This window comes from Mesorhizobium sp. LNHC229A00 (assembly GCF_000502415.1).
In the GTDB taxonomy this organism is placed as follows: Bacteria; Pseudomonadota; Alphaproteobacteria; order Rhizobiales; family Rhizobiaceae; genus Mesorhizobium.
In genome coordinates this window covers 366,015-391,716 of sequence record NZ_AYWQ01000001.1, presented here as the reverse complement: position 1 = coordinate 391,716, position 25,702 = coordinate 366,015, and the positions used below count along the sequence as shown (strand labels likewise).

Annotated in this window: 25 protein-coding genes, 1 pseudogene and 1 riboswitch; of the genes and pseudogenes, 11 read left to right on the top strand and 15 right to left on the bottom strand. The window is 63.7% G+C overall.

Annotated features, from left to right (window positions below; all coding sequences use genetic code 11):
- Window positions 1–366: 366 nt before the first annotated feature.
- The 5 genes from X742_RS167695 (at window position 367) to X742_RS167715 (ending at window position 7,876) form a co-directional block, all read left to right on the top strand.
- Window positions 367–963, top strand: a complete 597-nt coding sequence (locus tag X742_RS167695) for an XRE family transcriptional regulator (RefSeq protein WP_224682457.1) — start codon at window positions 367–369, stop codon at window positions 961–963.
- 92 nt (window positions 964–1,055) lie between these two features.
- On the top strand, window positions 1,056–3,509 hold the full coding sequence (locus tag X742_RS167700) for an FAD-dependent oxidoreductase (protein WP_023769827.1): 2,454 nt from the start codon (window positions 1,056–1,058) through the stop codon (window positions 3,507–3,509).
- Window positions 3,506–4,411: a homocysteine S-methyltransferase family protein gene (locus X742_RS167705; protein ID WP_023769826.1), complete on the top strand. Its 906-nt coding sequence runs from the start codon at window positions 3,506–3,508 to the stop codon at window positions 4,409–4,411. The genes X742_RS167700 and X742_RS167705 overlap by 4 nt, the downstream gene beginning before the upstream one ends.
- Window positions 4,404–5,585 (top strand): pyridoxal phosphate-dependent aminotransferase, encoded by a 1,182-nt coding sequence (locus tag X742_RS167710; RefSeq protein ID WP_023769825.1) that lies wholly within the window; start codon window positions 4,404–4,406, stop codon window positions 5,583–5,585. The genes X742_RS167705 and X742_RS167710 overlap by 8 nt, the downstream gene beginning before the upstream one ends.
- On the top strand, window positions 5,582–7,876 hold the full coding sequence (locus X742_RS167715; RefSeq protein WP_031247598.1) for an FAD-dependent oxidoreductase: 2,295 nt from the start codon (window positions 5,582–5,584) through the stop codon (window positions 7,874–7,876). The genes X742_RS167710 and X742_RS167715 overlap by 4 nt, the downstream gene beginning before the upstream one ends.
- Window positions 7,877–8,034: 158 nt before the next feature.
- Here X742_RS167715 and X742_RS167720 read toward each other — a convergent pair whose 3' ends face one another.
- From X742_RS167720 to X742_RS167750, 7 genes are read right to left on the bottom strand one after another with little or no spacing between them, the layout of a single operon-like run.
- Window positions 8,035–8,622 (bottom strand): NAD(P)H-dependent oxidoreductase, encoded by a 588-nt coding sequence (locus X742_RS167720; protein ID WP_023769823.1) that lies wholly within the window; start codon window positions 8,620–8,622, stop codon window positions 8,035–8,037.
- Entirely contained in the window at window positions 8,622–9,203 is a 582-nt protein-coding gene (locus X742_RS167725; RefSeq protein ID WP_023769822.1) for an NAD(P)H-dependent oxidoreductase, read from the bottom strand. The genes X742_RS167720 and X742_RS167725 overlap by 1 nt, the downstream gene beginning before the upstream one ends.
- A complete protein-coding gene (locus X742_RS167730) occupies window positions 9,203–10,606 on the bottom strand; it encodes an FAD-binding oxidoreductase (RefSeq protein ID WP_031247596.1) in 1,404 nt (467 codons plus the stop codon). Before X742_RS167730 ends, X742_RS167725 begins: the two co-directional genes overlap by 1 nt.
- Entirely contained in the window at window positions 10,606–11,907 is a 1,302-nt protein-coding gene (locus tag X742_RS167735; RefSeq protein WP_023769820.1) for a cytosine deaminase, read from the bottom strand. The genes X742_RS167730 and X742_RS167735 overlap by 1 nt, the downstream gene beginning before the upstream one ends.
- A gap of 4 nt (window positions 11,908–11,911) precedes the next feature.
- Entirely contained in the window at window positions 11,912–12,760 is an 849-nt protein-coding gene (locus X742_RS167740) for an ABC transporter permease (protein WP_023769819.1), read from the bottom strand.
- Window positions 12,747–13,571 carry an ABC transporter ATP-binding protein gene (locus X742_RS167745; RefSeq protein ID WP_023769818.1) on the bottom strand — a complete coding sequence of 275 codons (825 nt, stop codon included), beginning with the start codon at window positions 13,569–13,571 and terminating at the stop codon, window positions 12,747–12,749. The genes X742_RS167740 and X742_RS167745 overlap by 14 nt, the downstream gene beginning before the upstream one ends.
- A gap of 11 nt (window positions 13,572–13,582) precedes the next feature.
- Entirely contained in the window at window positions 13,583–14,587 is a 1,005-nt protein-coding gene (locus tag X742_RS167750; RefSeq protein ID WP_015317382.1) for an ABC transporter substrate-binding protein, read from the bottom strand.
- A gap of 268 nt (window positions 14,588–14,855) precedes the next feature.
- Here X742_RS167750 and X742_RS167755 point away from each other — a divergent pair, with 268 nt between their 5' ends.
- Both X742_RS167755 and X742_RS167760 read left to right on the top strand, forming a co-directional pair.
- Window positions 14,856–15,239, top strand: coding sequence for a RidA family protein (locus X742_RS167755; RefSeq protein ID WP_023769817.1), 384 nt, complete (start codon window positions 14,856–14,858; stop codon window positions 15,237–15,239).
- 55 nt (window positions 15,240–15,294) lie between these two features.
- The gene (locus tag X742_RS167760; protein WP_023769816.1) at window positions 15,295–16,098 is read left to right on the top strand and encodes a creatininase family protein; all 804 of its coding nucleotides are present in this window, start codon (window positions 15,295–15,297) and stop codon (window positions 16,096–16,098) included.
- Here the strand turns inward: X742_RS167760 and X742_RS167765 are convergent, their stop codons facing one another.
- Complete coding sequence (locus X742_RS167765; protein ID WP_023769815.1) at window positions 16,099–16,608, bottom strand: tyrosine phosphatase family protein; 510 nt, start codon at window positions 16,606–16,608, stop codon at window positions 16,099–16,101.
- Complete coding sequence (cobD, locus tag X742_RS167770; RefSeq protein WP_023769814.1) at window positions 16,605–17,651, bottom strand: threonine-phosphate decarboxylase CobD; 1,047 nt, start codon at window positions 17,649–17,651, stop codon at window positions 16,605–16,607. Before cobD ends, X742_RS167765 begins: the two co-directional genes overlap by 4 nt.
- Between cobD and cbiB the strand changes: the two genes are divergently transcribed.
- Window positions 17,650–18,624, top strand: a complete 975-nt coding sequence (cbiB, locus tag X742_RS167775) for an adenosylcobinamide-phosphate synthase CbiB (protein ID WP_023769813.1) — start codon at window positions 17,650–17,652, stop codon at window positions 18,622–18,624. The genes cobD and cbiB overlap by 2 nt on opposite strands.
- Here the strand turns inward: cbiB and cobO are convergent.
- Genes cobO through X742_RS167795 form a run of 4 tightly spaced genes read right to left on the bottom strand, consistent with a single transcriptional unit; the run spans window position 18,621 to window position 20,737 of the window.
- Window positions 18,621–19,229, bottom strand: coding sequence for a cob(I)yrinic acid a,c-diamide adenosyltransferase (cobO, locus tag X742_RS167780; RefSeq protein WP_023769812.1), 609 nt, complete (start codon window positions 19,227–19,229; stop codon window positions 18,621–18,623). The genes cbiB and cobO overlap by 4 nt on opposite strands.
- A gap of 1 nt (window position 19,230) precedes the next feature.
- On the bottom strand, window positions 19,231–19,746 hold the full coding sequence (gene cobU / locus X742_RS167785) for a bifunctional adenosylcobinamide kinase/adenosylcobinamide-phosphate guanylyltransferase (protein ID WP_023769811.1): 516 nt from the start codon (window positions 19,744–19,746) through the stop codon (window positions 19,231–19,233).
- Window positions 19,739–20,542 (bottom strand): CbtA family protein, encoded by an 804-nt coding sequence (locus X742_RS167790; protein WP_023769810.1) that lies wholly within the window; start codon window positions 20,540–20,542, stop codon window positions 19,739–19,741. Before X742_RS167790 ends, cobU begins: the two co-directional genes overlap by 8 nt.
- Before the next feature lie 15 nt (window positions 20,543–20,557).
- A complete protein-coding gene (locus X742_RS167795) occupies window positions 20,558–20,737 on the bottom strand; it encodes a CbtB domain-containing protein (RefSeq protein WP_015317373.1) in 180 nt (59 codons plus the stop codon).
- 35 nt (window positions 20,738–20,772) lie between these two features.
- Window positions 20,773–20,972, bottom strand: a riboswitch (cobalamin riboswitch).
- A 142-nt stretch (window positions 20,973–21,114) separates the two neighbouring features.
- Here X742_RS167795 and X742_RS167800 point away from each other — a divergent pair.
- A complete protein-coding gene (locus X742_RS167800; protein WP_023769809.1) occupies window positions 21,115–22,281 on the top strand; it encodes an aromatic ring-hydroxylating dioxygenase subunit alpha in 1,167 nt (388 codons plus the stop codon).
- 140 nt (window positions 22,282–22,421) lie between these two features.
- Here the strand turns inward: X742_RS167800 and X742_RS167805 are convergent, their stop codons facing one another.
- Complete coding sequence (locus X742_RS167805; protein WP_023769808.1) at window positions 22,422–23,621, bottom strand: MFS transporter; 1,200 nt, start codon at window positions 23,619–23,621, stop codon at window positions 22,422–22,424.
- Between the two features lie 236 nt (window positions 23,622–23,857).
- Between X742_RS167805 and X742_RS01000000169475 the strand changes: the two are divergent.
- Window positions 23,858–24,816, top strand: a pseudogene (locus X742_RS01000000169475) (DUF1624 domain-containing protein).
- A complete protein-coding gene (locus tag X742_RS167810) occupies window positions 24,813–25,301 on the top strand; it encodes an isoprenylcysteine carboxylmethyltransferase family protein (RefSeq protein WP_023769807.1) in 489 nt (162 codons plus the stop codon). Before X742_RS01000000169475 ends, X742_RS167810 begins: the two are co-directional and overlap by 4 nt.
- A gap of 6 nt (window positions 25,302–25,307) precedes the next feature.
- Here the strand turns inward: X742_RS167810 and X742_RS167815 are convergent, their stop codons facing one another.
- Window positions 25,308–25,694, bottom strand: a complete 387-nt coding sequence (locus X742_RS167815) for a MerR family DNA-binding transcriptional regulator (protein WP_006203215.1) — start codon at window positions 25,692–25,694, stop codon at window positions 25,308–25,310.
- Between the last annotated feature and the right edge of the window lie 8 nt (window positions 25,695–25,702).

Genomic DNA, 25,702 nt, shown 5'->3' with positions numbered 1-25,702 from the left:
CCCGCCCTTGGTAACGTAGACCCGCCAAGGCTGCATGTTGGTGCCGGAAGGAGCGCGCGCCGCAACAGTCAGTATGTCACGGATCGTCTCGTCGTCGATCATGTCGGGCAGAAATGCGCGCACCGAACGGCGCGACATGATCGCATCGTCGACGATTTCGGCGTCAACCGCGATTCGAGCCTTCTTTTCCAGCATGGGCCGTCCCTTAGCCATGTTCGCGATCGGACGTCCCCACTCGCCGCTCGCGGCGGAGGCTTTGCATGAACCGTCAAAATCCTGCAAGCAAATCTTGAGCATTGGTGAAAATCTACTTGATTTTTTCATGAGCCTCATTTCTCATGAAATTCGCCTGAAAATTTTCATGAAGTGAGCGATTTGGCCTCCCCTACCGCACGAACATTGCAGGGACCTGACGAGCGAGTGCTGGCCGGCGACATCAGAGCGTTGCGCCGGGTGCGCGGGCTTACGCTGGCCGAGATCGCGCTGAAGCTCGGCCGTTCGGTCGGCTGGGTCAGCCAGGTCGAACGCGGGCTGTCGACGCCGTCGCTCAGCGATCTCAGGGCCTTCGCGGAGTTGTTCGGCGTGCCGATCAGCCTCTTCTTCAGCCATGACGTGCCCGTGGAAAGCGAGCGCGGCGTCGTGGTACGCGCCGGCAAGCGCCGCACGCTTGGCACCAGCGAATCCGGCCTCGTGGAGGAGCTTCTGTCACCGGACCTCGGTGGTACCTTCGAGATGGTGCGGTCTGTCTTCGCGCCGGGCGCGGAGTTGAAGAACGAGGCCCGCCGGCCGACCGAGGAGGCCGGATACATCGCGTCGGGGCAGTTCGACATCGAGATTGCGGGCGTCTGGCACCGGCTTGGCGAAGGCGACTCCTTCCGCTTCGAAGGCAAGCCTTACCGCTGGCGCAATCCGGGCAGCGAACCGGCGGTTGTCATCTGGGTGGTTTCGCCGCCGGTCTATTGAGCGCATATCGCCCAAACTGAGCAGCGGTTTGGGATAACGACAGGCATCAAACAAAAATAACGGCGCAGCGCGCTTGAGATTGGGAGAAGAAGATGGCGGGTTTGCCGAGCACGGCGCGCGTGGTGATCATCGGAGGCGGCGTTGTGGGCACCTCGTCGCTCTATCATCTGGCTAAAGCCGGCTGGACGGACTGCGTGCTCCTGGAAAAGAATGAGCTGACCTCCGGCTCGACCTGGCATGCGGCCGGCAATGTGCCTACCTTCTCCTCCTCCTGGTCGCTGATGAACATGCAGCGCTATTCGACCGAGCTCTATCGCGGCCTCGCCGACGCCGTCGACTATCCCATGAATTACCATGTCACCGGCTCGCTCAGGCTAGCCCACACGAAGGAGCGCATCCAGGAATTCCAGCGCGCCAAGGGCATGGGCCGTTACCAAGGCATGGACATGGACGTGATCGGGCTCGACGAAATCAAGCGCCGCTACCCCTTCCTCGAAACACATGAGTTGAAGGGCGCGCTGTACGATCCGAGCGACGGCGACATCGACCCGGCACAGCTGACGCAGGCGCTGGCCAAGGGCGCGCGCGACATGGGTGCGAAAATCATCCGGTTCTGCTCCGTGACAGGTGTGCGCCGCGAAAAGGACGAGTGGGTGGTCGAGACGCCGCAAGGCGAGATCCGCTGCGAGATCGTCGTCAATGCTGCCGGCTACCGTGCCGCCGAAGTCGGCAGGATGTTCGGCCGCGAAGTGCCGATGATGGTGATGAGCCACCAGTACATTTTGTTCGAGGAAATCCCCGAACTCGCCGCCTGGTCGAAGGAGCAGGGCAAGAAGCTGCCGCTGCTGCGCGACGTGGATACCTCCTATTATCTGCGCCAGGAAAAGGCTGGCATGAATCTCGGCCCCTATGAGCGCAATTGCCGCGCGCACTGGGCCACCCACAACGATCCCATGCCGGACGATTTTTCCTTCCAGCTCTTCCCCGACGACCTCGACCGGCTGGAACATTACCTGGCCGACGCCGTCGCCCGTGTGCCGATCCTCGGCACCGCCGGCCTGTCGAAGGTCATCAACGGTCCGATCCCTTATGCGCCGGACGGCAATCCGCTGATCGGGCCGATGCCCGGCGTTCCCAACGCCTTCGAGGCTTGCGTCTTCACCTTCGGCATCGCCCAGGGCGGCGGTGCCGGCAAGGTGCTGGCCGAATGGGTGACGCAAGGCCAGACCGAATGGGACATGTGGTCGTGCGATCCGCGCCGCTTCACCTCCTTTGCTTCCGCGCCGGACTATTGCGTGGCCAAGGGCATGGAGATCTACGGCAACGAATACGCCATCCAGTTCCCGCGCCATGCCTGGCCGGAAGGACGTGACAGGAAACTGTCGCCGATCCACGATCGGATCAAGGCGCTGGGTGCCCGTTTCGACGCCTATAATGGCTGGGAACGCGCCACCTGGTACGCGCAGGACGGCGACGACGTCTCCGAGGAAGCCACGCTGACCTTCCGTCGCGACGGTCCCTGGCAGCAGCGCGTGCGCGAAGAGTGCCTGGCTGTCCGCGACACCGCCGGCATCCTCGACCTGCCCGGCTTCTCGCGCTTCAATCTCGAGGGCCCTGGTGCCGCCGAATGGCTGAGCCGGCAGGTGACCGGCCTGGTGCCGAAACCCGGCCGCATCGGCCTTGTCTATTTCTCAGATGACAAGGGCCGCATCGTCACCGAAATGTCGGTGGTGCGTCATGGCGAGGAGTCCATGACGCTGATCACCGCGGCGGTGGCACAGTGGCATGACTTCGAATGGCTGAAATCGCACATGCCCGGGGATGCGGCGTTCAAGCTGATCGACCGGACGGAAGAATTCTCCACGCAGATCCTGGCCGGTCCCAACTCGCGAAAAATCCTTGCCGACGTCTGTGACGCCGACCTGATCTTGCCTTGGCTGACGCATCAGGAGACCAGGATTGCCGGGCGATGGGCCAAGCTGGTCCGCGTCTCCTTCGCCGGCGAGCTAGGCTGGGAAATCCACACCAGGGTCGACGACACTGCCGCGATCTTCGATGCGATCTGCGCTGCCGGGCAGAATCATGGGCTGAAGCCATTTGGCATGTACGCGCTGGATTCGCTGCGGCTCGAAAAAGGCTACCGGACCTGGAAGGGTGATCTGTCTACCGACTATTCGATCCTGCAGGGCGGGCTAGAGCGCTTTGTCAAATGGGAAAAGCCCGATTTCCGTGGCAAGGTGGCCCTCCAGAACGAAAAACAGCAAGGCGTGAAGAAACGCTTCGTCACGCTGGTCGTCGAAGATCCCGGCGACTGCGACGCACCTTACATGTCGACGCTCTGGCATGACGGCCAGATCGTCGGCGAGACGACATCGGCGGGCTGGGGCCATCGCATCGACAAGGCGATCGCGCTCGGCATGCTGCGCGCCGACCTGACCGAACCCGGCACATCAGTTGAGGTCGAGATCTTCGGCGATCGCTTCAAGGCGATCGTGCAACAGGACGAGCCCTTGTGGGATCCCAGGAACGAAAGACTGCGCGCATGAAGAACGTTATCCTCACTGATGGCGGCATGGGCCAGGAGTTGGTGCGGCGCAGCCGGTCCGAGCCGACGCCGCTGTGGTCGGCCAGGGTGCTGATCGACGAACCGGACCTTGTGCGAGGCCTGCATGCCGAATTCATCCGTGCCGGCGCCCGCGTCATCACCATCAACACCTATTCTGCGACCCCCGAACGCCTGGCGCGCGAAGGCGCGGAAGACCTGTTCAAGCCATTGCAGAAGCTTGGCATCGAGCTCGCCAGGCAAGCGCGCGACGAGGCCGGCGATGCGGCGATCGCCGGCTGCCTGTCGCCGCTCTTCGGCAGCTACGCACCGGCGCTGACGATCTCCTACCAGGACACGCTCGACATCTACCGCCGCATCGTCGCCGAGCAGGCGGACGGTGTCGACCTGTTCCTTTGCGAGACCATGGCGTCGTCGGAGGAAGCGCGCGCGGCCGTCACCGCCGCATCGGAAAGCGGCAAGCCTGCCTGGGTGTCATGGACGCTGGCCGATCACGGCACGCCGCGCTTGCGCAGCGGCGAGACGATTGCGTCGGCGACCGATGCGCTCGGGAATCTGCCGGTGGCGGCGCGGCTGCTCAACTGCTGCCGCCCCGAAGCGATCGCGGCGGCCTTGCCTGAACTGATCGAGCTCGGCGGCCCGGTCGGTGCCTATGCCAATGGCTTCACTTCCACCGAAGCGCTCAAGCATGGCGGCACGGTGGATGTACTGCATGCCCGCCACGACCTCGGTCCGGATGCCTACGCCGACCAGGCTGTCGGCTGGGTGGAAGCGGGTGCGGACATCGTCGGCGGTTGCTGCGAGGTCGGTCCTGCCCATATCGCCGCCTTGCGCGACCGGCTGCAACAGGGCGGCTACGCGATCTCGGGAGTCTCACATGCCTAAACCATCATCGCGCATCACCGGCATCGTGCCATCGGGCAAGGACGGCTGGGAAGTTCATTTCGCCGCCTGGGCCCGCAAGGAAGCCGGCGAGGACATTATCATGCTGTCGGTCGGCGACCACGATTTCGACACGCCGTCGGAGACGATCGAAGCCTGCGTTGCGGCGGTTCGCGGCAGCAACCATCACTACACGCCGCTGCCCGGTCTGCCGCGCCTGCGCAAGGCGATGGCGGCGGCCTCCAGCGCCTGCACCGGTGTCGAGACGACGCCGGAAGAAGTCATCGCCACGCCCGGCGGCCAAGCATCACTTTACGCGGCCGTGCAGGCCGTTCTCGACCCGGGCGACCACGCCATCGTGGTTGCCCCCTACTATGCTACCTATCCCAACACCTTCAGTGCCGCCGGTGCCAGTTTCACCGTCGTCGAAACACCGGCCGAGGATGGGTTCCAACCGCGCGCGGACATGATCCGTGCGGCAATCAAGCCCAACACGCGCGCCATACTGATCAACACACCGAACAACCCGACCGGTGCCGTCTATTCGCGCGAGCCGCTGGAACAGCTGGCCGAAATCTGCCGTGAGCACGATCTCTGGCTGCTGTCCGATGAGGTCTATTGGACGCTGGGCGGCGGCGAGCATGTCTCGCCGCGCTCGCTGCCCGGTATGGCCGAGCGCACGCTGGTGATCAACTCGATGTCCAAGAGCCACGGCATGACCGGCTGGCGCATGGGCTGGCTGACCGGTCCGGAAAAAATGATCACGCTGCTGATCAATCTCAACCTGGTGACGACCTATGGCCTGCCGGCCTTCATCTCGATCGCTTGCACCGAGGCGCTGGAGCAGCACTATGGCGTCAAGGACATCGCCGAACGCTACGCGGCACGCCGCACCGTCCTGCTCGATGCGGTACGCGGCATGAACGATGTCACCGTGCGCGGTTCCGAAGGCGGCATGTATGTCATGCTCGACATATCTGATGTCGAACCCGACGACGAGAAGTTCGCCTTCGCCTTCCTCGACAAGGAGAAGGTCGGCGTCATGCCGGGCTCGAGCTTCGGCGAAGCCGCCGCCGGCCATATCAGAATCAGCCTGTGCCAGCCCGAACCCGTGCTCAGGGAAGCAGCCGCCCGGCTGCGCCGTTTCGTTTCCAGCTACCGTCGTGAGGCCGCATGACCGCCAGGAGCCTTCCCACGAAAGCCATTCCCGCCAAGGCAAGGGCCGTCATCATCGGCGGCGGCGTCTCCGGCTGCTCGGTGGCCTACCACCTGGCCAAGCTTGGCTGGACCGACATCGTGCTTCTGGAGCGCAAGCAGCTGACCTCGGGCACGACATGGCACGCCGCCGGGCTGATCGGCCAGTTGCGCGGCTCGCAGAACATGACCCGGCTGGCGAAATATTCGGCCGATCTCTACGTCAAGCTGGAAGCCGAGACCGANGTCGGCGCCGTGCATCTGCCGCTCGACGGCCAGTGCGACCCGGCCAACATCGCCATGGCGCTGGCCAAGGGTGCCCGCCAACGCGGCGCCACCATCGCCGAGAATGTGAAGGTCACCAAGGTCCATACTAAAAACGGCCGCGTCTCCGGCGTGTCCTGGGCGCAAGGCGAAGGCCAGGGCACGATCGAGACCGACATCGTCATCAACTGCGCCGGCATGTGGGCGCGCGACCTCGGCGCCCAGAACGGCGTGAACATCCCGCTGCACGCCTGCGAGCACTTTTATTTGGTCACCGAGCCGATCCCCGGCCTTGGCCGCCTGCCTGTGCTGCGCGTGCCGGACGAGTGCGCCTACTACAAGGAAGACGCCGGCAAGATGATGCTCGGCGCTTTCGAGCCAGTAGCCAAGCCATGGGGCATGGGCGGCATCCGCGAGGATTTCTGCTTCGACCAGTTGCCGGAGGACATGGACCATTTCGAACCGATCCTCGAAATGGGCGTTAGCCGCATGCCGATGCTGGCGACGGCCGGCATCCACACTTTCTTCAACGGCCCTGAAAGCTTCACCCCTGACGATCGCTACTATCTCGGCGAGGCGCCGGAGTTGCGCGGCTATTGGATGGCGACCGGTTACAATTCGATCGGCATCGTCTCGTCGGGCGGCGCCGGCATGGCGCTGGCGCAGTGGATCAACGATGGCGAAGCCCCGTTCGACCTGTGGGAAGTCGACATCCGCCGCACTCAGCCGTTCCAGAAGAACCGCCGCTATCTCAAGGAACGCGTCTCCGAAACGCTCGGCCTGCTTTATGCCGACCATTTCCCCTATCGCCAGATGGCAACCTCGCGTGGCGTCCGCCGCTCGCCCCTGCACGAGCATCTGAAGGCGCGCGGCGCAGTGTTCGGCGAAGTCGCCGGCTGGGAGCGTGCCAACTGGTTCGCCCGCGAAGGCCAGGAGCGCGAATATCGCTATTCCTGGAAGCGGCAGAACTGGTTCGACAACCAGCGCGAGGAGCATCTGGCGGTCCGCAACAAGGTCGGTCTGTTCGACATGACGTCGTTCGGCAAGATCCGCGTCGAGGGGCGCGACGCCTGTACCTTCCTGCAAAGGCTCTGCGCCAACGACATGGATGTCGCGCCGGGCAAGATCGTCTACACGCAGATGCTCAACCAGCGCGGCGGCATCGAGAGCGACCTCACCGTGTCGCGGCTTTCGGATACGGCTTATTTCCTCGTCGTGCCGGGCGCCACGCTGCAGCGCGACCTCGCTTGGCTGCGCCGGCACGTCGGCGACCAGTTCGTCGTCATCACGGACGTAACCGCCGCTGAAAGCGTGCTCTGCGTGATGGGCCCGGATGCGCGAAAACTGATCCAGAAGGTCAGCCCCAACGACTTCTCCAACGAGAACAATCCCTTCGGCACGTTCCAGGAGATCGAAATCGGCATGGGCCTCGCCCGGGCGCATCGCGTCACCTATGTCGGCGAACTCGGCTGGGAGCTTTACATCTCGACCGAACAGGCCGCCCACGTCTTCGAGGCGATCGACGAGGCCGGCGCCGATGTCGGCCTCAAACTCTGCGGACTGCACACGCTGGATTCCTGCCGCATCGAAAAGGCTTTCCGCCATTTCGGCCACGACATCACCGACGAGGACAATGTGCTGGAGGCGGGCCTCGGCTTCGCGGTGAAGACGGCCAAGGGCGATTTCATCGGCCGAGATGCCGTGCTGAAGAAGAAGGAGGCCGGATTGAACCGCCGCCTGGTCCAGTTCCGCCTCAAGGACCCGCAGCCCCTGCTCTTCCACAACGAGGCGATCCTGCGCGATGGCAAGATCATCGGTCCGATCACTTCGGGCAATTACGGCCACCATCTCGGCGGAGCGATCGGGCTGGGCTATGTGCCGTGCCAAGGGCAGAGCGAGGCGGATGTGCTCGCCTCGACTTATGAAATCGAGATCGCCGGCGAACGGTTTGCGGCTGAGGCATCGGTGAAACCGATGTACGATCCGAGGTCGGAACGGACGAAGATGTAGCGCGGCGCCTCTTCCTTCTCCCCGTTCACGGGCAGAAGGTGGCCCGAAGGGCCGGATGAGGGGCGGCGCGAACGTCTCGAACTGAGGCAAACGCTGACGCTGCCCCTCATCTGCCTGCCCGCATCTTCTCCCCGTAAACGGACAAGGGCGCTAATTGCTCAAAACCGCTCCAGCTTCGCCCGCACCTTGACCAGAAACGCCGCTCGCGTCCGCGGCGTCGAGGCGTCCATCAAGTAATGCGCCAGGAAGAACGTCTTGCAGCGCCTGGCGCACAGGGCCCGCATGCCGCGCAACAAGGTCTTTCGCCCGGGCTGGCCGACGACGACGCTCCACCAGGTCGGTGCACCGCAAGTGGTGATGACGCCGACCTTGGTAACATGCGTCATCAGCGACTTGATCCCTCCCTTGCCCGCCGGCAGCTTGAAGGCGACATCGGTCGCCCACACCCGGTCGAGCCAGCCCTTCAGCATCGCCGGCAGCCCGTACCACCAGGTCGGGTAGACGAACAGGATCGCTTCGGCCCAGTTGAGCAGTTCGAAATGCGGTTTCAGCGCCGGATCCTGCGGCGCCTGACTGTTGTAGGTACGCCGCTCCTCGCAACTCATCACCGGATCGAACTTTTCGGCATAGAGATCGAGCAGCCGCACGTCCCAGCCTCGCCGCGTCAGCACATCCACGGCGGTGTCGCGAATGGCAGCGCAGAAGCTCTCCGGCACCGGATGGCAATAGACGACAAGCGCACGCATCAGAATGCATCCATGCTGGCCGCGACCTTCGCCGTGAAGGACTTCCGGGTTTCATCGGTCGACAGGTTCATTGAATAATGCGCGAGGTAGGTCACCGGCGCGCCCGGCTTGACCGTGGCGCGCAGCATGCGCTTGATCAGTTTTCGCGGCGGATCCCCCATCAGAAAGGCGCGGAACCGGCTGCCGCCATAGGAGGTGACCGCCGCGACCTTTCTTATGTTGTGCAGCGACGGCTGCACCTTGCCGTCGACCAGCTTGAACGACACGTCCGGCAGGAAGACGCGATCAAAGAACCCTTTCAGGATTGCTGGAAAGCCGTAATTCCAGACCGGATAGGAAAGCACCAGCGCATCGGCCCGCAACAGGCGCTCGACATAGGGTGCCGCAGGGTCGGCGCAGCCGCGCGGATTGTGATAGTCCAGCCGTTCCTGGCGGGTGAGCCGCGGTTCGAAATCCTCGGCGTAGAGATCGCAGTCATCGACCGAATGGCCAGCCATCGTGAGCCGCTCGACGATCATCCGGTGCAGGCCGGCATTGAAGCTGGTCTCGACCGGATGGGCATAGAGGACGAGGATGTTCATTACCCTGCCTTTTGCAGTCCCTTGAACAGGAACGTCCGGCCCGAACGGTAGTCATAGTCCGGGTTTTCCCAGGCGATCATCTTGCCGGGGTTTAGCAGGCCTTGCGGGTCGGTCTCGCGCTTGAAGGCGAGTTGCACCGCGTCGGTCTGCTTCATGCCGCCCTCTTCCAGCGTATAGCGGTGCGGGTTGAAGATCGGGCAGCCATTTTCCTCATGCAGGCGGATGATCTCGTTAAGCCGCGCCTCTGTGGTGAACTTGACCAGCGGCAGGCCGAAGCAGGTGATGTTGCCATCCAGCCGCACGAATTCGAGATGCGAGAACACTTCGCCGGGAAACATCCCATCCATTTTCTCGACCAGCGCCAGCTGGTTGGGAAAGGGATAGAGCGACTGCAGGTAGGTGATGGCGGGGTCGACGCGCAGCGCCCGGAGCGTCGTGTGGTTCCAGGCCAGTTCATAGGTTGGCGGCAGGCCCTTTTTCTCCTCCGGCGTCGCCGTGGTGGCGTTGTAGATCACCTCACCCCCGGCGCGGCGCGTAAAGGCCAGAAAAGCATCTAGCCCATGTTGCGCCACCATGATGACGCAGATGCTTTGACCTTCCCTGAAGAATTTCTGGTGCCGCTTGAAATAAAGCTGAGGCACGGGTGCTGATATCGGCGTGATCAGCTTGGTCAGGATGCCGTCCTGGCAGGCCAGCGCATTGCCATAGTGCGCCGCATCCATGAATTGGTCGAAGTCGACGATGACGTCGATCCAGTCATAGGCCGCCGTCAGCGGCATCTCGACCTCGGAGATGATGCCATTGGTGCCATACGCATGGGTCACCTTGTGCAGGTCCTCGCCGGTGAGTTCGAGCACCCTCGGCTCGGCCTCCATCGTCACCACGCGCAGACGCAGCACATTGCCGAAATCACGCAATCCGCCGAAATTGATCGAGCCGACGCCGCCTGAGCCGCCAGCGATGAAACCGCCGATCGAGGCGGTGTTGTAGGTGGAGGGCGATAGCCGCAGCTCCTGCCCGGAATGCGCGCGCGTCGCCTTGTCGATGTCGGCCAGGACCGCGCCCGGCCCGGTCACCACGCGCCCCGGCGCGATCGACTTGATCTCGTTCATCTCGGCGAGATTAAGGACCACACCGCCCGAAAGCGGCATTGCCTGGCCATAATTGCCGGTGCCGCTGCCGCGCGGCGTCACCGGCACGCCATGGCGATGACAGGCGGCAAGCACGCGGATCAGTTCGGCCTCGTTCCTGGGCGTCACGATGAGGTCGCCGGTGACATGGTCGAGCTGTTGTTTCAGCATCGGACTGTACCAGTAGAAGTCGCGGCTCTTCTGCTGGACGATGGCTGGATTGTCGTCGAGTTTGATCCCGTCGAGATCACGTTTGAGCGCCGAAAGATCCATCATTCCACCATCAGTCCGTCGAGTTCGGCATAGTCGGGCAATTGCCGATCTATCGCTCGCCCCGCACGCACGACGATGCGATCCGATTCGGGGCGCGACAGCAATTCCGTCCAGCTTCTACCTTTGAACAGCACGAAGTCGGCATCGCCTCCGGCGGCGAGCGTGCCGAAGCCCTCGAGCCGCATCACCTGGGCCGGCGTCGCGGTGACCGCCTGCGGCCAGTCGCCGACCGGATGATCGAAATGCAGGGTGCGCGTTGCCATGCGGTAGACCTCCAGCATGTCGAGATCGCCATAGGCATAGAAGGGATCGCGCGTGTTGTCCGAAGCGACGGCCACGGGAACGCCCCTCGCCTTCATCTCATGCAGCAGCGTCACGCCACGCCAGCGCGGTGTGGTTTGGTCAGCGCGACGGTCCTGCAAATAGAGATTACACATCGGCAGCGACACGATTGCCAGCCCGGCCTTCGCCACCTTGTCCAGCGTGTCCAGCACCTCGAGATCGGGTTGACGCGCCAGCGAGCAGCAATGGCCGACTAGGATGTTGCCCTCGAAGCCGTTCCACAGCGCCGCCTCGGCGATTTTCTTCAGCGAAATTGCCGCGATGTCGTCGGTCTCGTCGGCGTGAAAATCGAGGTCGAGCCCGTGCTTGATCGCTTGCGCGAAGACATGATCGAGCAGCTCTTCCAGGTCCGGCACCATGTAGGTGACGACGCCAAGCACGCCCTTGGCGGCGGCCACGCGTTTGGCCAGCCCGTCGAACCATTTCGTGTCGCGCACGCCCTCGATGCCGAGCAGGCAGGCACCCTGCAATTCGATGCGGCCACGCCATGCGTCGCGCATCGTCTCGAACACAGGCCAGGAGATTTCCTCCTGCGGCGCGACGCTATCGATATGAGTTCTAAGCGCCCTGGTCCCATGCGCGTAGGCCGAGCGCAGCGAGAAATCCATGCGGCGCGCCACATCCTCGGCGGTCCAGCGCGCCACGCGGTCGGCACCGGCGGCATTGAGCGCGCCCATGAAGGTGCCATCAGGATTGGGCTTTCGCGGCCAGATATGCCCTTTGTCGATATGCGTGTGGCAATCGACGAAGCAGGGCAGCACGATACGGCCGGCGAGATCGACGGCACCGCTGGATATGGCTGCACGATCGTGCGCTGCGATGGCGGAAATCCTGCCATCTGCGACAGCGATATCGGCAAGCGCAAAGCCGTCGCTGTCATAGGTCGCGGCGAGCCCTGGTGTCAGGGACGCGTGAAGCCGGGCGTTGGCGAGCCGGTATGAACCTGCGTTGGGAATCAAAGGCCTAACGCTCCTGCTTCAGCGCGCTCTCGTGCCAGCGCCGCAAAATGAGATGCGAAATCAGCGACAGCACGAGGAAGATCAGGATGCCGGTGAGCGAGATCAGGAACAGCGCCGCGAACAGCCTTGGCGCGTTGAGCCGGTAACCCGCTTCGATGATGCGCGAGGCAAGCCCGGACGACTGGCCAGTGGCGCCGGCGACGAACTCGGCCACCACGGCGCCGATCAGCGACAGGCCGCCGGCGATCTTCAGCCCGCCGAGGAAATACGGCATCGCCGCCGGCAGTCTGAGATAGCGCAACTGCTGCCAGCGCGTCGCGCCGTTGAGTTTGAACAGGTCGCGCAAATTGCGGTCGACCGAGTTGAGGCCGAGCGTGGTGTTGGACAGGATCGGGAAGAAGGCGACGATCCAGGCGCAGAGCAGGAGCTTGGTCATCTGATTGTCGACATAGATGTTGATCAGCGGAAAGATCGCCACGATCGGTGTAACCTGCAGCACGATGGCGAAGGGGAAGAACGACATCTCCACCCACTTCGACTGGGCGAACAAGACCGCCAGGCCGACGCCACCGACAACCGCCAGCAGCAGGCTGAGGAAGGTGATGCGCAAGGTGACCAGCAGTGCGGAAAACAGCAGGCCGGCATCGTTGTAGAGCGTCCTCAGCACAACGCCGGGGCGCGGCAGGATGTATTGCGGGATCTCGTTCCACACGCAGATGCGGTCCCACAGCCAGATCGCCAGGATCATGATCGCCAGCGGCAGAACCCAGCGGCCGATCCGCTCAAACCGCTCCTGTCGCACGCGGCGCGCTTCCTCGGGGTCGAGTTTCAACGTGCCGTCAATGGCTGTCATGATGCGAGCCCACTGTTGAATTGATGGCATTGACCAACACATCCGAGGCTTGCCGGCAAAGGGCCGCATAGTCAGGCGAGGTGCGAAACGCCTCATCGCGCGGATAGGAGGCCTCGATCGCGAGTTCGTCGAACACCCTGCCCGGCCGAGCCGCCATGACCACGACGCGGTTGGAGAGAAACACGCTTTCGAACACACTGTGAGTGACGAAGACGACGGTGAAGCGTTCGTCTTGCCACAGTTCCAGCAGGTCGTTGTTGAGTTTGAAGCGGGTGATCTCGTCGAGTGCCGCGAACGGCTCGTCCATCAACAGCACGCGTGGCTTGGTCACCATGGCGCGCGCGATCGAGACGCGCATCTTCATGCCGCCGGAGAGTTCGCGCGGCACGGCGTCCTCGAAGCCGGTGAGGTGCACCCGCGCCAGCATCTCCGTTATCGCCGGGGCGGCTTTGGCGCGGGAGATGCCTTTCAGCCTGAGCGGCAGCCAGACATTGTCGAAGACGCTGGCCCAGGGCAGCAGCGTCGGCTCCTGGAAGACGAAGCCGATATTGGCGCGGTCGAGCGAACCGCCGCCGCGCCAGTCGAGCACGCCGGATGTCGGCGTGGACAGGCCGGCAATCAGCCGCAGCGCCGTCGACTTGCCGCAGCCCGACGGTCCGAGCAGGCTGAGGAAATCACCTTCCCGGATCGTCAGGTCGACATCGCTAAGCGCCGTCACGCCATTGGAAAAGACCTTGCCGACGCCACGCAGCGCCAGCAAGCTCGGAGCCATGTCCGAGGCTGGCGCTTGCGCCACCTGTTCGCGCATCATGCCGGGCCGGCCTATTTCTTCAGCTCGAGCCCGACACCCTTGTTGATGAAGGCCAGCGTGTAGGCTTTCGTGATGTCGATGCCTTCTGGCGTGACCTTGGCCTTGACCATCTTGTCGTAGAAGCTCTTGATACGTTCTTCCTTCATGGCGCCGATGCCGAGCTTCTCGGTGTCGCCGGAATCGGCCAGGCCGAACTTCTTCATCTGCTCGATCGAGAAGGCGATCTGCTCGTCGCTCATGTCAGGATTGTCTTTCTTGATCATGTCGTTAGCGGCCTTGTTGTCACCGTAGAGGTATTTATACCAGCCCTTGGCCGAGCCATCGACGAAGCACTGGACCACCTCAGGCTTCTTGTCGATCGTCTCCTGCATCACCTCGATCGTGGTCGAATAGGTGTCCCAGCCATAGTCGGCGAGCAGGAACTGGTTCGGCACGAAGCCGCCTTCCTTCTTGACCGCGAACGGCTCCGAGGTGACGTAGCCCTGCTGGATCGACTTCTTGTTGGCGAGGAAAGGCGCGGTGTTGTAGGTGTAGGGCACGCGCTTTGAAGCGTCGAAACCGAGCTCTATGACCATCCACTGGAAGAAGGTCTGCACACCTTCGTCGCCCAGTATGTATTGCTCGGCGTTCTTGAGGTCTTCCCATTTGTCGAGCCCCTCGCCAGGGTGGGACATGATGACCTGCGGGTCCTTCTGGAAGTCGGCTGCCACCACACGCATCGGAATGCCTTGCTGGACGGCGTCGAAGGCAGACAGCAAATTGCCGCCCATGTAGAAATCTATCTTGCCGGCGAGCAGCATCGGCCGGCCGCTGACCTGCGGGCCGCCCTGCATGATGGTGACGTCGAGACCGCAGGCGGCGTAGGTGCCATCGGCCACGGCCTGGTAATAGCCGCCATGTTCCGGCTCGGCGAGCCAGTTGGTGCCGAAAGTGACTTTTTCATTCGCCGCCGCGCCCAGCGTGCTGGCCGCAAGCAGTGCCACCACCGCGGCCGAAATCTTCTGTTTCACGTACATTGACCACCGCCCTTTATTTGCACCGGCGCGTTGCGCGCCGTGCTTGACACCAAAGATTCAAGAAGCAAGACACATGCCACCAGCGTCACGCGCCGGGACCCGCCCGCCTGCACCACAGCCATCTGCGAAAGCCGGAAAGGTCGTGCTGCACCGAAGCGCATCGTGCCTATTTTTTGAACGCCTGTCCACAATCGCACGGGCGACATGCACCACCATCTTGATGGTGCAATGCCTCCGGCCTTAGGCTGGCGATATCCAGGAGATCGCCATGTTCAAGTTCCTCACCCCTAAGTCGATCAAGCCGCCCTTTGCCCGCTACAGCCACGGCGTCGAGGTGCCGGCCGGGAAGCGGCTGGTGCTGTGCTCGGGCCAGGTCGCCATCACGGCGGACGACCAGATACCGGAAGACGCCGGCGCGCAGGCCGAACTCTGCTTCAGGAACATCGCGGCGGTTCTGGGCGAAGCCGGGCTGGGACTTGGCGACATCGTTCGCATCAACGCCTACGTCACCGACCGCAGCCATCTGCGGCCCTACATGGAGGTCCGCGACCGGCTGTTTTCCAGCCCGGCGCCAGCCTCGACGCTGATGATCGTTTCCGGCTTTGCCCGGCCCGAATTCAAGGTCGAGGTCGAGGCCATCGCGGCCGGGTGATCGACAGGCCGGCCGCACCGCGCTAGGTCTGACCTGATCATTGAAGAGGCGCGACATGACTACTGGCAAGAAACGCGTATGGTGGGGCGACTACCGGACCACCGAATACGCCTCGATCGATCCCGAGGCGACAATCGCGGTGCTGCCGCTGGCGGCGATCGAGCAGCATGGACCGCATCTGCCCGTCTCGACCGACACTTCGATCATGAACGGCATGCTCGATACGGTGATTTCACGCTTGCCCGACGATCTCGATATCCGCATCCTGCCGGTCCAGGCGGTGGGCAAGTCGAACGAGCATCTGCACGCGCCGGGCACATTGACCCTGCCGGCAACGACGCTGGTCGACGCTTGGACCGAGCTTGGCGTCTCGATCGCGCGCGCCGGCGTGCGCAAGCTCATCGTCGTCAATTCGCATGGCGGCAATGAGGAGATCATGGGCATCGTCACGCGGGAATTGCGCGTGCGCGAAAAGATGCTGGCGGTGAAGACCAGTTGGCAGCGCTTTGGCCGCCCGGCCGGCATGTACACCGAACTCGAGGATCGTCATGGCATTCATGGCGGCGATGTCGAGACGTCGCTGATGCTGCATTTCCGGCCCGATCTCGTCGAGATGGGCAAGGCCGACAATTTCGTTTCCAATGTCGCCAAGGCCGAGCAGGAATTCTCGCTGTTGCGCCAGACAGGCACCCACGCCTTCGCCTGGATCGCCAGCGATCTCAACCCGAACGGCGTGGTCGGCGACGCCAGCATCGCGACAGCCGAGAAAGGCCGGCTGACCTCGGAATATCAGGCTGACGGGTTCATCAACCTGGTGCGCGATGTGCGCAAGGCCAAGCTCGCGGAGTGGCTGAAATAACTAGCCGTCGATCTTGAGCGCGAACGGCGTGCCTTCAAAGGCGTCGGCGCCGCGCCCAATCGATTCGATCGCCTCGATCATGCGGCCGTTGCGCTCGAGCAGCGCGTCGGCCACCGCGATCAGCCGCGGATTGGGGGTCGCCGAAGGCGACAGCGCTCGCAGCGTCTGCGCCAGTTCCACCTCGTTGCGTTTCGGCGCCAAAGCCGCGGCGATGATATAGGCCGAGGCGGTCGAACGGCTGATGCCGGCATAGCAGTGCACCAGCATTGGTCTCGCCCGGTCCCAGCGGCGTGCGAAATCGAGCAGGTTACGGACATGCTCCTCGCCCGGCATGGTCATGCCGTCCTGCGCCACGGCGATGTCGTGCATGACCAGGTGCAGATGGTTTTCCCGAGCGATCGAGGCCGGTCGGATTACGTCCGTTCCGGCGGCGAGCAGCGACAGCATGCGGTCGGCGCCGGTCCTGGCCACCACTTCCTCGATCTTCGCCAGCGAGCAGACATGGATCATTGTTTGAAACCTTTCGACCGATCCTCGCGCCGCGACGCCCAATCGGCAAGGGCGGATTCGAGCCTGCGCCATTCCTCCTCGCTCCCCGGCAGGCCGGCGCGCAGGGCATGGGGCCGTTCGGAGAAATGCCGCAGCAGGATACCGCTCTGGCCAAGCCCGGAAAACAGGCCGCTGGCATCGGGCAGGCTGAGATAGCGGAACAGCGTGGTGCCCCCCGCGACGGGAACGCCGAAACGGCTAAACAGCGCGTCGAGCCGCCCCGTCGCTTCCGCCAGCGAGGCCCGCATCGCATCCTGCCAGTCGAGATCGGCGAGCGCGCGGACGCCGTATTCCAGGGCCGGTCCTGCGACAGCCCATGGCCCGAACTGCATGTCCAGCCGTTCAGCGGTCGGCGCGTCGGCAAGCGCGAACCCGAGCCGCAGGCCTGCCAGACCAAAGAACTTGCCGAAGGAACGTAGCACGACGATGCCGCCCTGGCCGACATCGCCGGCGAGGCTGTGCTCGCGTGGGCCCACATCCATGAACGCCTCGTCCACGACCAGCAGCCCGCCCTTGGCGCGAAGTCCGGCGGCCAGCACCAGCAACCGGTCGCGCTCGATGATGCGCCCATCCGGATTGTTCGGATTGACGATGATGGCGAGGTCCGCTTCCGCCAACGTCGCGAAATCGCTGGCCTCGACCACGTCGTGCCCGGCAATCGCCGCCGCCCGGGCGTGTTCGGCATAGGTCGGCCCAAGCACCATTGCCTTGCCGGGCCTCACCAGCGAGGCGACGCGCGGCAACAGGATCTGCGTACCAGGGGCCGCCACCACGCTTGCTGGGGAAGGCGCGCCATAGATGTTGGCCGCAATCTCTATCAATTCGCGCCCACGCGCGGCCTCTGGCAATCGCCACAGCGAGGTGGCGGGCAGGTCGAAAAGCGGGTAGGAGTGCGGATTGATACCGGTCGAGAGGTCGACGAAAGGCAGCACGGCATTGGGGAAAAGCGCCCTTGCCCGGCCAAGACTTCCACCATGGTCCACCGCTCCTTCAAGAAGCTTCATGTCAGTCCTGATCGCTTTCCTGTCATTAATTGTCGAATTCGCCCTTGGTTATCCCGACTGGCTGTTTCGCGCCATCGGCCATCCGGTGACATGGTTCGGCAGGCTGATATCCTTTCTCGACTTGCGGCTCAATCGCGCCACTGATCCCGACGCGCTGCGTCGTCAACGTGGTGTCCAGGCGCTTCTGTTCATCGTGCTGGTGCCGGCGATAGCAGGCCTTTGCGTGCAGCTTGTTCTGCTCTGGTTTGTCCCCCTGGGGTGGATCATTGCCGTCTTTCTGGCGACATCGCTCCTGTCGCAGAAAAGCCTTTACGAACATGTCGAAGCCGTCGCCGACGCGCTCGACAGCGGAGGCCTCGACATGGGCCGGGCCGCCGTTTCGCGGATCGTCGGCCGTGATCCCGAGACGCTCGACCGCGCCGGCGTCTGCCGCGCGGCGATCGAGAGCCTAGCGGAAAATTTTTCCGACGGCATCGTCGCCCCCGCCTTCTGGACCGGGGTCGGAGGGCTCGCCGGCGGCGCTGCCTACAAGGCGGCCAACACCGCCGATTCGATGATCGGCCACCGGACTCCGCGCCATGAGGCCTTCGGCTGGGCGGCGGCGCGCTTCGACGACTGGATCAACCTGCCGGCATCGCGGCTGACGGCGCTGCTGATCGTGCTCGCTTCCCTCCTGGTCGAGGGCGCCGACCCCCGCGGTGCCTGGCAGGCAGTGCGGCGTGACGCGAAAAAACACCGCTCGCCCAATGCTGGCTGGCCGGAAGCGGGCATGGCCGGCGCGCTTGGGCTGGCGCTCGCCGGACCACGCAGCTATGGTGGTATCATGGTCGACGACATCTTCATGGGCGAAGGCGGCCGCCGCGATGTCGACAGCGGCGACATCAGGCGGGCGCTCAAGCTTTACCGGGTCGCGGACTACCTGCTGATCGGCTTGTTCGGCCTGGTCGCGCTGATCGCTGTTCTGGTTTTTTAGAACTCGATGCCTTGCTGCGCCTTCACGCCCGCCGAGAAATGATGCTTGGTCACGCCCATCTCGGTGACCAGATCGGCAGCCTCGACCAGCCCCGGCTTGGCGTTGCGGCCGGTGACGACGACATGCAGACCCTCGCGCCGGCCCTTGAGCGCCGCAACCACCTTGTCGAGAGCGAGATAATCGTAGCGTAACGCGATGTTGAGCTCGTCGAGCACGACAAGGCTGATCGAGGGATCGTCGATCAATTCCAGGGCCTTGGCCCAGGCGGCCTCGGCGGCCGCGATGTCGCGCTTCAGGTCCTGGGTCTCCCAGGTGAAACCCTCGCCCATTGCATGCCAGACGACGCGGTCGCCAAAGGCGGCAAAGGCGTCCTTCTCGCCGGTGTGCCATTTGCCCTTGATGAACTGAACGACGCCGACGCGCTTGCCGTAGCCGAGCATGCGCAGCGCGAGACCGAAGGCGGCCGTGGTCTTGCCCTTGCCGGGACCGGTGTTGACGATCAGCAATCCCTTCTCCATCGTCTTGCCCGCAACCTCGGCGTCCTGCACCGCCTTGCGCTTGGCCATCTTGGCGCGATGGCGTTCTTCATCCTTGTCGTCGGTCATTTCACTTCACCTTGAGCGGGAGCCCCGCCACCATGAGCAGCACCGTGTCGGCCACTGCCGCGACCCGCTGGTTAAGTCGGCCGGCGTCATCGCGAAACCGGCGCGCCAACGCGTTGTCGGGCACGATGCCCTGCCCGACCTCGTTCGTCACCACGAACCACGGTCCGCGCGGCCGAGACAGCACGTCCGCCAGCCGTCGGCACGCGGCATCGACGTCGTGATCGGCCAGCATGTGATTGGTCAGCCACAGCGTCAGACAGTCGACAAGCACCGGCTGACCGTCCGGCGACGCCTCCAGCGCTTCGGCGAGGTCGAGTGGCGCATCGATGGTCGACCAGCCCTCACCGCGCCGCCAGCGGTGCAGCGCGATGCGCTCGCGCATCTCGTTGTCATAAGCTTGCGCCGTGGCGATATAGGCCCATGGCGAGGCCAATGCCGTCACCAGGGTTTCGGCGTGCGCGCTCTTGCCGGAGCGCGCACCACCGATGATGAAGGTCAGCCTGCCGCGATCAGGCAAAACTGTCGCGCATGCTGGTCGCCGTGCCGGTGAAGCGCCGGCGCACCACGCCCACGATCGCGCCCAGCACCAGCCAGAAGACCAGATTGGTCACCGTCACCGCCACCACGAACTGATGGTGCAGGCCTTCCGGGATCGGCGTCTCGAAACTGTCGGGCTGCGGCGCGCCGACGACATGCGGCGCGACGATCAGCAAGACGGCGAGGATGGTCAATGGCAACGATCTGCGAAACACGATCAGGCCTAGGCCGATCGCGGTCGCGGCCGCCGTTGCCGTCCACCAGATCTGGCGCGGCAGAAGATCGGCCGCCGGCATTGCCGGCAGTTCCGGCTGCAGTCCGAGGCCCGGTGCCAGTGTGAACACGGCAAAGCCGGCCAAGCCCCAGAACACGCCCTGGCGCCAGTTGCCGACGCCACCGAAGAACTCGGAAACCGCGACCAGGACCAGCGCGAAGCCGATGCCGGTGACGATATTGGCAACCACGCTAAAGGCGAAACGCTCGAAACCGTCGGCCGGCGCCCAGCCTTCGTCTTCCTCCGCCGGTGCCATGGCATCGGTGCCCGCGGGCGCGGCAGAGCTCGTGGCATTCCCAGCGGGCGCCACCGTGCTCATCGCGTCATTGGTCGCCGCTGGTGCGGCCGTGTGATCATGGTGGTGGCCGCCGCCGGCCTTTTCGTAGACTTCGGCCTTGAGGATCAGCGGCACGGTGGCATAGGCCTGCATGCAGGCGAGAACGACACCGGCCACAAGCCCCGCGATCGCCGCGACGAACACGACGTTGCGAAACAGATTCATGATGTCGGATCCTCGTTAGTGGCAGGGAAACGCCATCGAGTGGCGATAGTCGTGGGCAGCATTGTGGACCGCATCGATATGCGAGAAGCCGACAAAGCCGACGACGAAGATGCCGAGCAGCGCCGCGAGCGCGAGCTGCATGAAACGCGACTGCGAGGAGACGGAGGCGCCGAGGGAGACGGAAGCGGTAGTCATGTCTTGTCCTTTCGCCCTCCACCCGAGGGCATCGAAGTCAGTTTCCTGTCGCCGGCAGGTCTCCTGGCTCGCGGATAAGCGCCCTTCCCCACCTTCCCGAAGAAAAATCTTCAGTGGCATATGGAGAGGACTACCGCACACAGTTGCGGGGGCAGCCACGGCATTGGGCAGGAATTCCTCCCCGCACCGCATTCCCTCTTGGCTCCAAAAAGGAACCGACGACATCGGCGACTATAGGGAAATTCGCCGCGCCCGGCAAACCAAATTCCGACAACCGCCAGCGCAGGAGCGTCGTATCGGCGAAGCTGCCCTCACCCCGTCCCGATTGACAAACTTCATGGCCGGGTGTCGGCTGGCACCCTCACGGGAAGCCAGCCATGCAGCCCAATGCCAGCGAGCGCGAGCCCTATAACGGCCTGACTCGAACCGAGCCGACGCTGCCCTCATCGGCCTATTGGGACCAGGACAACTATAAGCGCGATCTCGACGCCATCTGGTACAGGGACTGGCTGCTCGTCTGCCGCGAGGCCGATCTTGCCCAGCCTTTGGCATTCCGCACCTTCCGCGTCGGTATGCAGGAAATCCTCGTGCTGCGCGACGACACCGGCGAGTTGCGTGCCTTCCACAACACGTGCCGGCATCGCGGCTCGCAGCTTTGCCAGGAAAGCGAGGGCCGGCTGAAGGCGCGGCTGATCACCTGCCCGTATCATGCCTGGTCCTATTCGCTGCGTGGCGATCTGGTGCGCGTGCCGTCGAAATCGCTGCCTGACGGCTTCGACAAGGCCGATCATCCGCTTTATCGCGTCGCGCTCTCGGTGTGGCGGGGCTTCGTCTTCGTCAATCTGGCGGAAGATGACGCCGGCTCGGCGCAATCCTCCTTCGACCCAGCCTCCGGCGATCTCGGCAACTGGCCGCTGGAAACGCTGGTATCGGGCCATGTGCTGCACAAGGTGATGAACTGTAACTGGAAGATTTTTTGGGAAAACTTCAACGAGTGCCTGCACTGCCCGGGCGTCCACAAGGACCTGTCGCGGCTGGTGCCGATCTATGGCCGCGGCCTGATGAGCCGGCATGACGATCCCGAATGGCTCCGCCACGCCGACAATGACGCGCCGGAATTTTCAGGCGGCCTGCGCGCCGGGGCTGAGACATGGTCGCGTGATGGGCAGACGCACGGGCCGGTCTTCCCGAGCTTGACGCCGGCGGAGCGCAGCGCCGGTCAGACCTATGCCACCAGCCTGCCGTCCATGTTCATCGTCGGCCATGTCGACTATGTCAGGACTGTGCGGCTTACGCCGCTCGGTCCCGAACAGACCGAATTGACCGCAGAATGGCTGTTCGCGCCCGAGGCGCTCGCCGAGACCGACATCGACAACATCGTCGCCTTCGGCACACAGGTGCTGGAGGAGGACGCGGCGATCTGCGAGGTCAACCAGAAGGGGCTGCGCTCGATGCGTCATACAGCTGGCGTGCTGATGCCCGAGGAGTACGACCTGCACCGCTTCCACGATTGGGTGCGCGAGCGCCATGCCGCGGTGACATGAGGTCTGTCGACATTCAGGTCAGGCCAAGCCGAGAAGGGCGGAGGTCGAGAACCGGAACGGAACGTACTTTCGGGTACGTGATTACCGGAAGCGCGCAAACCTGCCGTTCGCAGGCCGGCATCACCTGAATATCGACATACCTACAGCGACTTCGGCAGATATCGCCAGGTCACGAAGCCGCAAAACGCGGCCAGTAGTGCGAGCGTGACGAACACCGATCCCAGACCGAAAAAGGCCAGCACCACCGAATAGACCAGCGGCGGCGTCAGTTCGGAGAAATCGAGATAGGTGCGGTAGACCGCAGCCATCTGCGCGCGCTCATAAGAGCGCACCGAGCGCATGAAGGCGGTCGAACCCAGCGCGTCGAGCGCGATCGTGAAGAAGGCGCCGCACAGCAGGAAGGCGCCGGTGAGCAGCGGCACGGTTACGCCCACGGCACCGGCCGCCAGCAACGTCGCCGACATGGCGAAATAGGCAAATGTCATGGTCCTGCGGCCGCCGAAGCGCTTTCCCGCCTTGCCCCAGAAGATCGCCATGAACAGCAGCGCGTTGCCGGCCGAGACCAGCAGGCCGCCAGCCAATTCGCCCTCGCCGGTGATGACCATGAACAGCGGTCCATAGACGAAGAAGGTCGTCCAGAAGCAGGAGCGGCCGAAGGCGATCAGCCAGGCCAGCCTGAGCCTCGGCTGCGCGACGAAGCGGCCGATATTGGCGAGCGGATTGGCCGGTCGTGTCTTGCCCGGGCGGATCGACTGGTTGTCGCTCAGCCGATAGGTCCAGAACAGCGCCAGCAAGGCCATGGCGAACACCGCCACCGCGCCATGCGCGGCATAAATGCCGAAGCGCGTATAGAGAAAAATGCCGAGCGTCGGTCCACCCGTCCAGGCAACCATCGACCACGCCATGCGCAGCGATTCGGCCTGCATGAAATCGGTCTTGCGGATGTGATCCATGATGTAGAGGTTGAGCGTGATCGACAGCGCGCTGGCGCCCATCACCCGGCACAGCATCCCGGCCAGTTGCCCGGCGAGCGTGTGGGTGAGGAAGAACAGCGAGCCGATGGCGAGCAGGCAGGCGCCCGCCGTGTAGACCCAGCGCCGCGCGAAGCGGCGGATCAGCATAGGCATGAACAAGGTCACCGACAGGCCGAGCAGGGACACGGCGGTGTAGAGTATCGAGACGATCTGCTCGTTGTGGAGAATCTCGTAGGCCTGGATCGGTATGACGCTCGACACCATGGCGCGGGCGAAGGATTCGACCGCGTAAAGCGAAGCGAAGGTGCGCGCATCCGCGGCCTTGAGGGCCGAAAGCCAGATCGGATGGCGAACATGGGTGGACATTGCTTCCCCAAAGCAGAATCGCGGCGTCAAATCTGCCGTGGACATTTCAGGCCCATTAAGAGGAAACCGACGCACATCCGGCAAAAAGCGAAGCCGGTCAAAGGCTTTTCCGCGCTGGCCCAACCCAGCGCCAGGCGCGGATCCGGCCGCGCGGTGCAGGCCAAGGCGACCGGTCTTCTTCTATCCGGTGCAACCGTGATAGTCGTCCTGGAAGGGCTGAATCAGATCGCGAGACCATGAGCATCCACACGCCGACCGTACCCGTCCCGCAGCCATCGAAGCGCATCGTCGCCATCGATATCTTGCGCGGCATCGCGCTGATCGCGATGGCAAGCTATCACTTCACCTGGGACCTGGAATTCTTCGGCTACACCGATCCCGGCCTGACCGCCTTCGGCTGGTGGAAATTCTACGCCCGCTGCATCGCATCGACCTTCCTGTTCCTGGTCGGCGTCAGCCTCTATCTCGCCCATGGCCGACAGATCCGCTGGAACGGCTTCTGGAAGCGGTTCGCCATGGTCGCGGGCGCGGCGGTCGCCATTTCGNCGGCATCCTGCACGAGATCGCGCTCGCCAGCCTGCTCGGCCTCGCCTTCCTGCGCCTGCCGGCGCTGCTGACGCTTGCCGTCGCCGCGCTCGTCATCGCGGCGCCAGTCTACCTGCGCTTCGAGGCCCTCGATCATCCCTGGCTCTGGTGGATCGGCCTGTCGGCGATCAATCCGCGCTCCAACGACTACGTTCCGCTGTTCCCCTGGTTCGGCGCCGTGCTTACGGGAATTGCAGTGGCGAAAATCGCTTCCACTTCCGGCATGAGGGCACGCCTGGCCAACCTGGCGCCCGGAGGCTGGTCCAACCCGCTGGTCTTCATCGGACGCCACAGCCTGGCTTTCTACCTGATCCACCAGCCGCTGCTGATCGGCTGCGTCTGGCTGTTCTCGCAAGTGATGCCGGCGCAGGTCGAAACCCCGCAGGTCAATTTCCTCAAAACCTGCCAGCGCTCGTGCGAGCAGATGCGCAACGCAACCTTCTGTTCGAGCTATTGCGGCTGCATGCTCGAAACGCTCGAAGGTGAAGCCGCTCTTGATCGGCTCTTCAACAACGACCAGACTGCGGACTTCAGGGCGCATCTGTCCGATCTTGCAGCAACGTGCACTGCCAAGACCGACGACAAGATGACGGAGGGAGGGACACAATGATCGGGCCAAAGCCTGGGACCGAACCGAAGCCTGGGCTGATACCGTGGCCCCCGGTGATCTACGCCGCCGCCATCCTCATCAGTGTCGTGCTCGGCCTCTACATCCCGCTGCCCTGGATCGGCGATCTCCTTGGCGACATCCTGTTTGCCGCCGGCTGGGTGGCGTTGTTCGCCGTCGCCGTACTCTGGTTCACAGCGATCCGCACCATGATACGGGCCAGGACCACGCTCAATCCCAACGCCGTGCCCGATCATCTCGTCACGACCGGCCCCTTCGGCGTCAGCCGCAATCCGATGTACCTGGCCAACACGCTGCTGTTGATCGGCGTTGCCTTCGTCTCGGGCATCGCCTGGTTCTTCCTGCTTGCCTTCGTCGCCGCCTTCCTCACCCAGAAGGTCGCGATCGAAGGCGAGGAGAAGATATTGGCGGCGAAATTCGGCAAGAAATACCGCGACTATGCAAAAAGGGTCCGGCGCTGGATTTGAGCAGGGCTACGTGTTGACGCCGAGCTCCACCAGCCGCTCGACGCAAGACTCCTCGGCCTGATCGAGTTCGGCCAGTGTCTCCTCGAGGTCGCGACGTTTCTGCCTGAGATCTTCGCGCTTTTCCTCGATGCGCTTGATCATCAACTTGAGCTGCCCGACCTCGCCCGGCGGCTCCTTGTACATCTGGATGATCTCGCGGATCTCGTTGATCGAGAAGCCGAGGCGTTTTCCGCGCATGATCTGCCGGATGAGGTGGCGGTCGGAAGGGCGAAACAGCCGGGTGCGGCCGCGCCGCACCGGCTGCACCAGTCCCTCATCCTCATAGAAACGCAGCGTCCGCGTCGACACGTCGAATTCGCGGGTCAGTTCGGTGATCGAATAATATTCCCGCATTGTCACTC

What these genes read in the sequence shown, in the direction of transcription:
- X742_RS167760 (WP_023769816.1), top strand. Translation starts at nt 15,295, where the DNA reads ATGACTACTGGCAAGAAACGCGTATGGTGGGGCGACTACCGGACCACC.
- X742_RS167730 (WP_031247596.1), bottom strand. Translation starts at nt 10,606, where the DNA reads ATGGATCTTTCGGCGCTCAAACGTGATCTCGACGGGATCAAACTCGAC.
- X742_RS167815 (WP_006203215.1), bottom strand. Translation starts at nt 25,694, where the DNA reads ATGCGGGAATATTATTCGATCACCGAACTGACCCGCGAATTCGACGTG.
- X742_RS167750 (WP_015317382.1), bottom strand. Translation starts at nt 14,587, where the DNA reads ATGTACGTGAAACAGAAGATTTCGGCCGCGGTGGTGGCACTGCTTGCG.
- X742_RS167725 (WP_023769822.1), bottom strand. Translation starts at nt 9,203, where the DNA reads ATGAACATCCTCGTCCTCTATGCCCATCCGGTCGAGACCAGCTTCAAT.
- X742_RS167720 (WP_023769823.1), bottom strand. Translation starts at nt 8,622, where the DNA reads ATGCGTGCGCTTGTCGTCTATTGCCATCCGGTGCCGGAGAGCTTCTGC.
- X742_RS167795 (WP_015317373.1), bottom strand. Translation starts at nt 20,737, where the DNA reads ATGACTACCGCTTCCGTCTCCCTCGGCGCCTCCGTCTCCTCGCAGTCG.
- X742_RS167700 (WP_023769827.1), top strand. Translation starts at nt 1,056, where the DNA reads ATGGCGGGTTTGCCGAGCACGGCGCGCGTGGTGATCATCGGAGGCGGC.
- cbiB (WP_023769813.1), top strand. Translation starts at nt 17,650, where the DNA reads ATGTCAGTCCTGATCGCTTTCCTGTCATTAATTGTCGAATTCGCCCTT.
- X742_RS167800 (WP_023769809.1), top strand. Translation starts at nt 21,115, where the DNA reads ATGCAGCCCAATGCCAGCGAGCGCGAGCCCTATAACGGCCTGACTCGA.
- X742_RS167755 (WP_023769817.1), top strand. Translation starts at nt 14,856, where the DNA reads ATGTTCAAGTTCCTCACCCCTAAGTCGATCAAGCCGCCCTTTGCCCGC.
- cobD (WP_023769814.1), bottom strand. Translation starts at nt 17,651, where the DNA reads ATGAAGCTTCTTGAAGGAGCGGTGGACCATGGTGGAAGTCTTGGCCGG.
- X742_RS167810 (WP_023769807.1), top strand. Translation starts at nt 24,813, where the DNA reads ATGATCGGGCCAAAGCCTGGGACCGAACCGAAGCCTGGGCTGATACCG.
- X742_RS167805 (WP_023769808.1), bottom strand. Translation starts at nt 23,621, where the DNA reads ATGTCCACCCATGTTCGCCATCCGATCTGGCTTTCGGCCCTCAAGGCC.
- X742_RS167740 (WP_023769819.1), bottom strand. Translation starts at nt 12,760, where the DNA reads ATGACAGCCATTGACGGCACGTTGAAACTCGACCCCGAGGAAGCGCGC.
- X742_RS167790 (WP_023769810.1), bottom strand. Translation starts at nt 20,542, where the DNA reads ATGAATCTGTTTCGCAACGTCGTGTTCGTCGCGGCGATCGCGGGGCTT.
- X742_RS167705 (WP_023769826.1), top strand. Translation starts at nt 3,506, where the DNA reads ATGAAGAACGTTATCCTCACTGATGGCGGCATGGGCCAGGAGTTGGTG.
- X742_RS167745 (WP_023769818.1), bottom strand. Translation starts at nt 13,571, where the DNA reads ATGATGCGCGAACAGGTGGCGCAAGCGCCAGCCTCGGACATGGCTCCG.
- cobO (WP_023769812.1), bottom strand. Translation starts at nt 19,229, where the DNA reads ATGACCGACGACAAGGATGAAGAACGCCATCGCGCCAAGATGGCCAAG.
- X742_RS167765 (WP_023769815.1), bottom strand. Translation starts at nt 16,608, where the DNA reads ATGATCCATGTCTGCTCGCTGGCGAAGATCGAGGAAGTGGTGGCCAGG.
- X742_RS167710 (WP_023769825.1), top strand. Translation starts at nt 4,404, where the DNA reads ATGCCTAAACCATCATCGCGCATCACCGGCATCGTGCCATCGGGCAAG.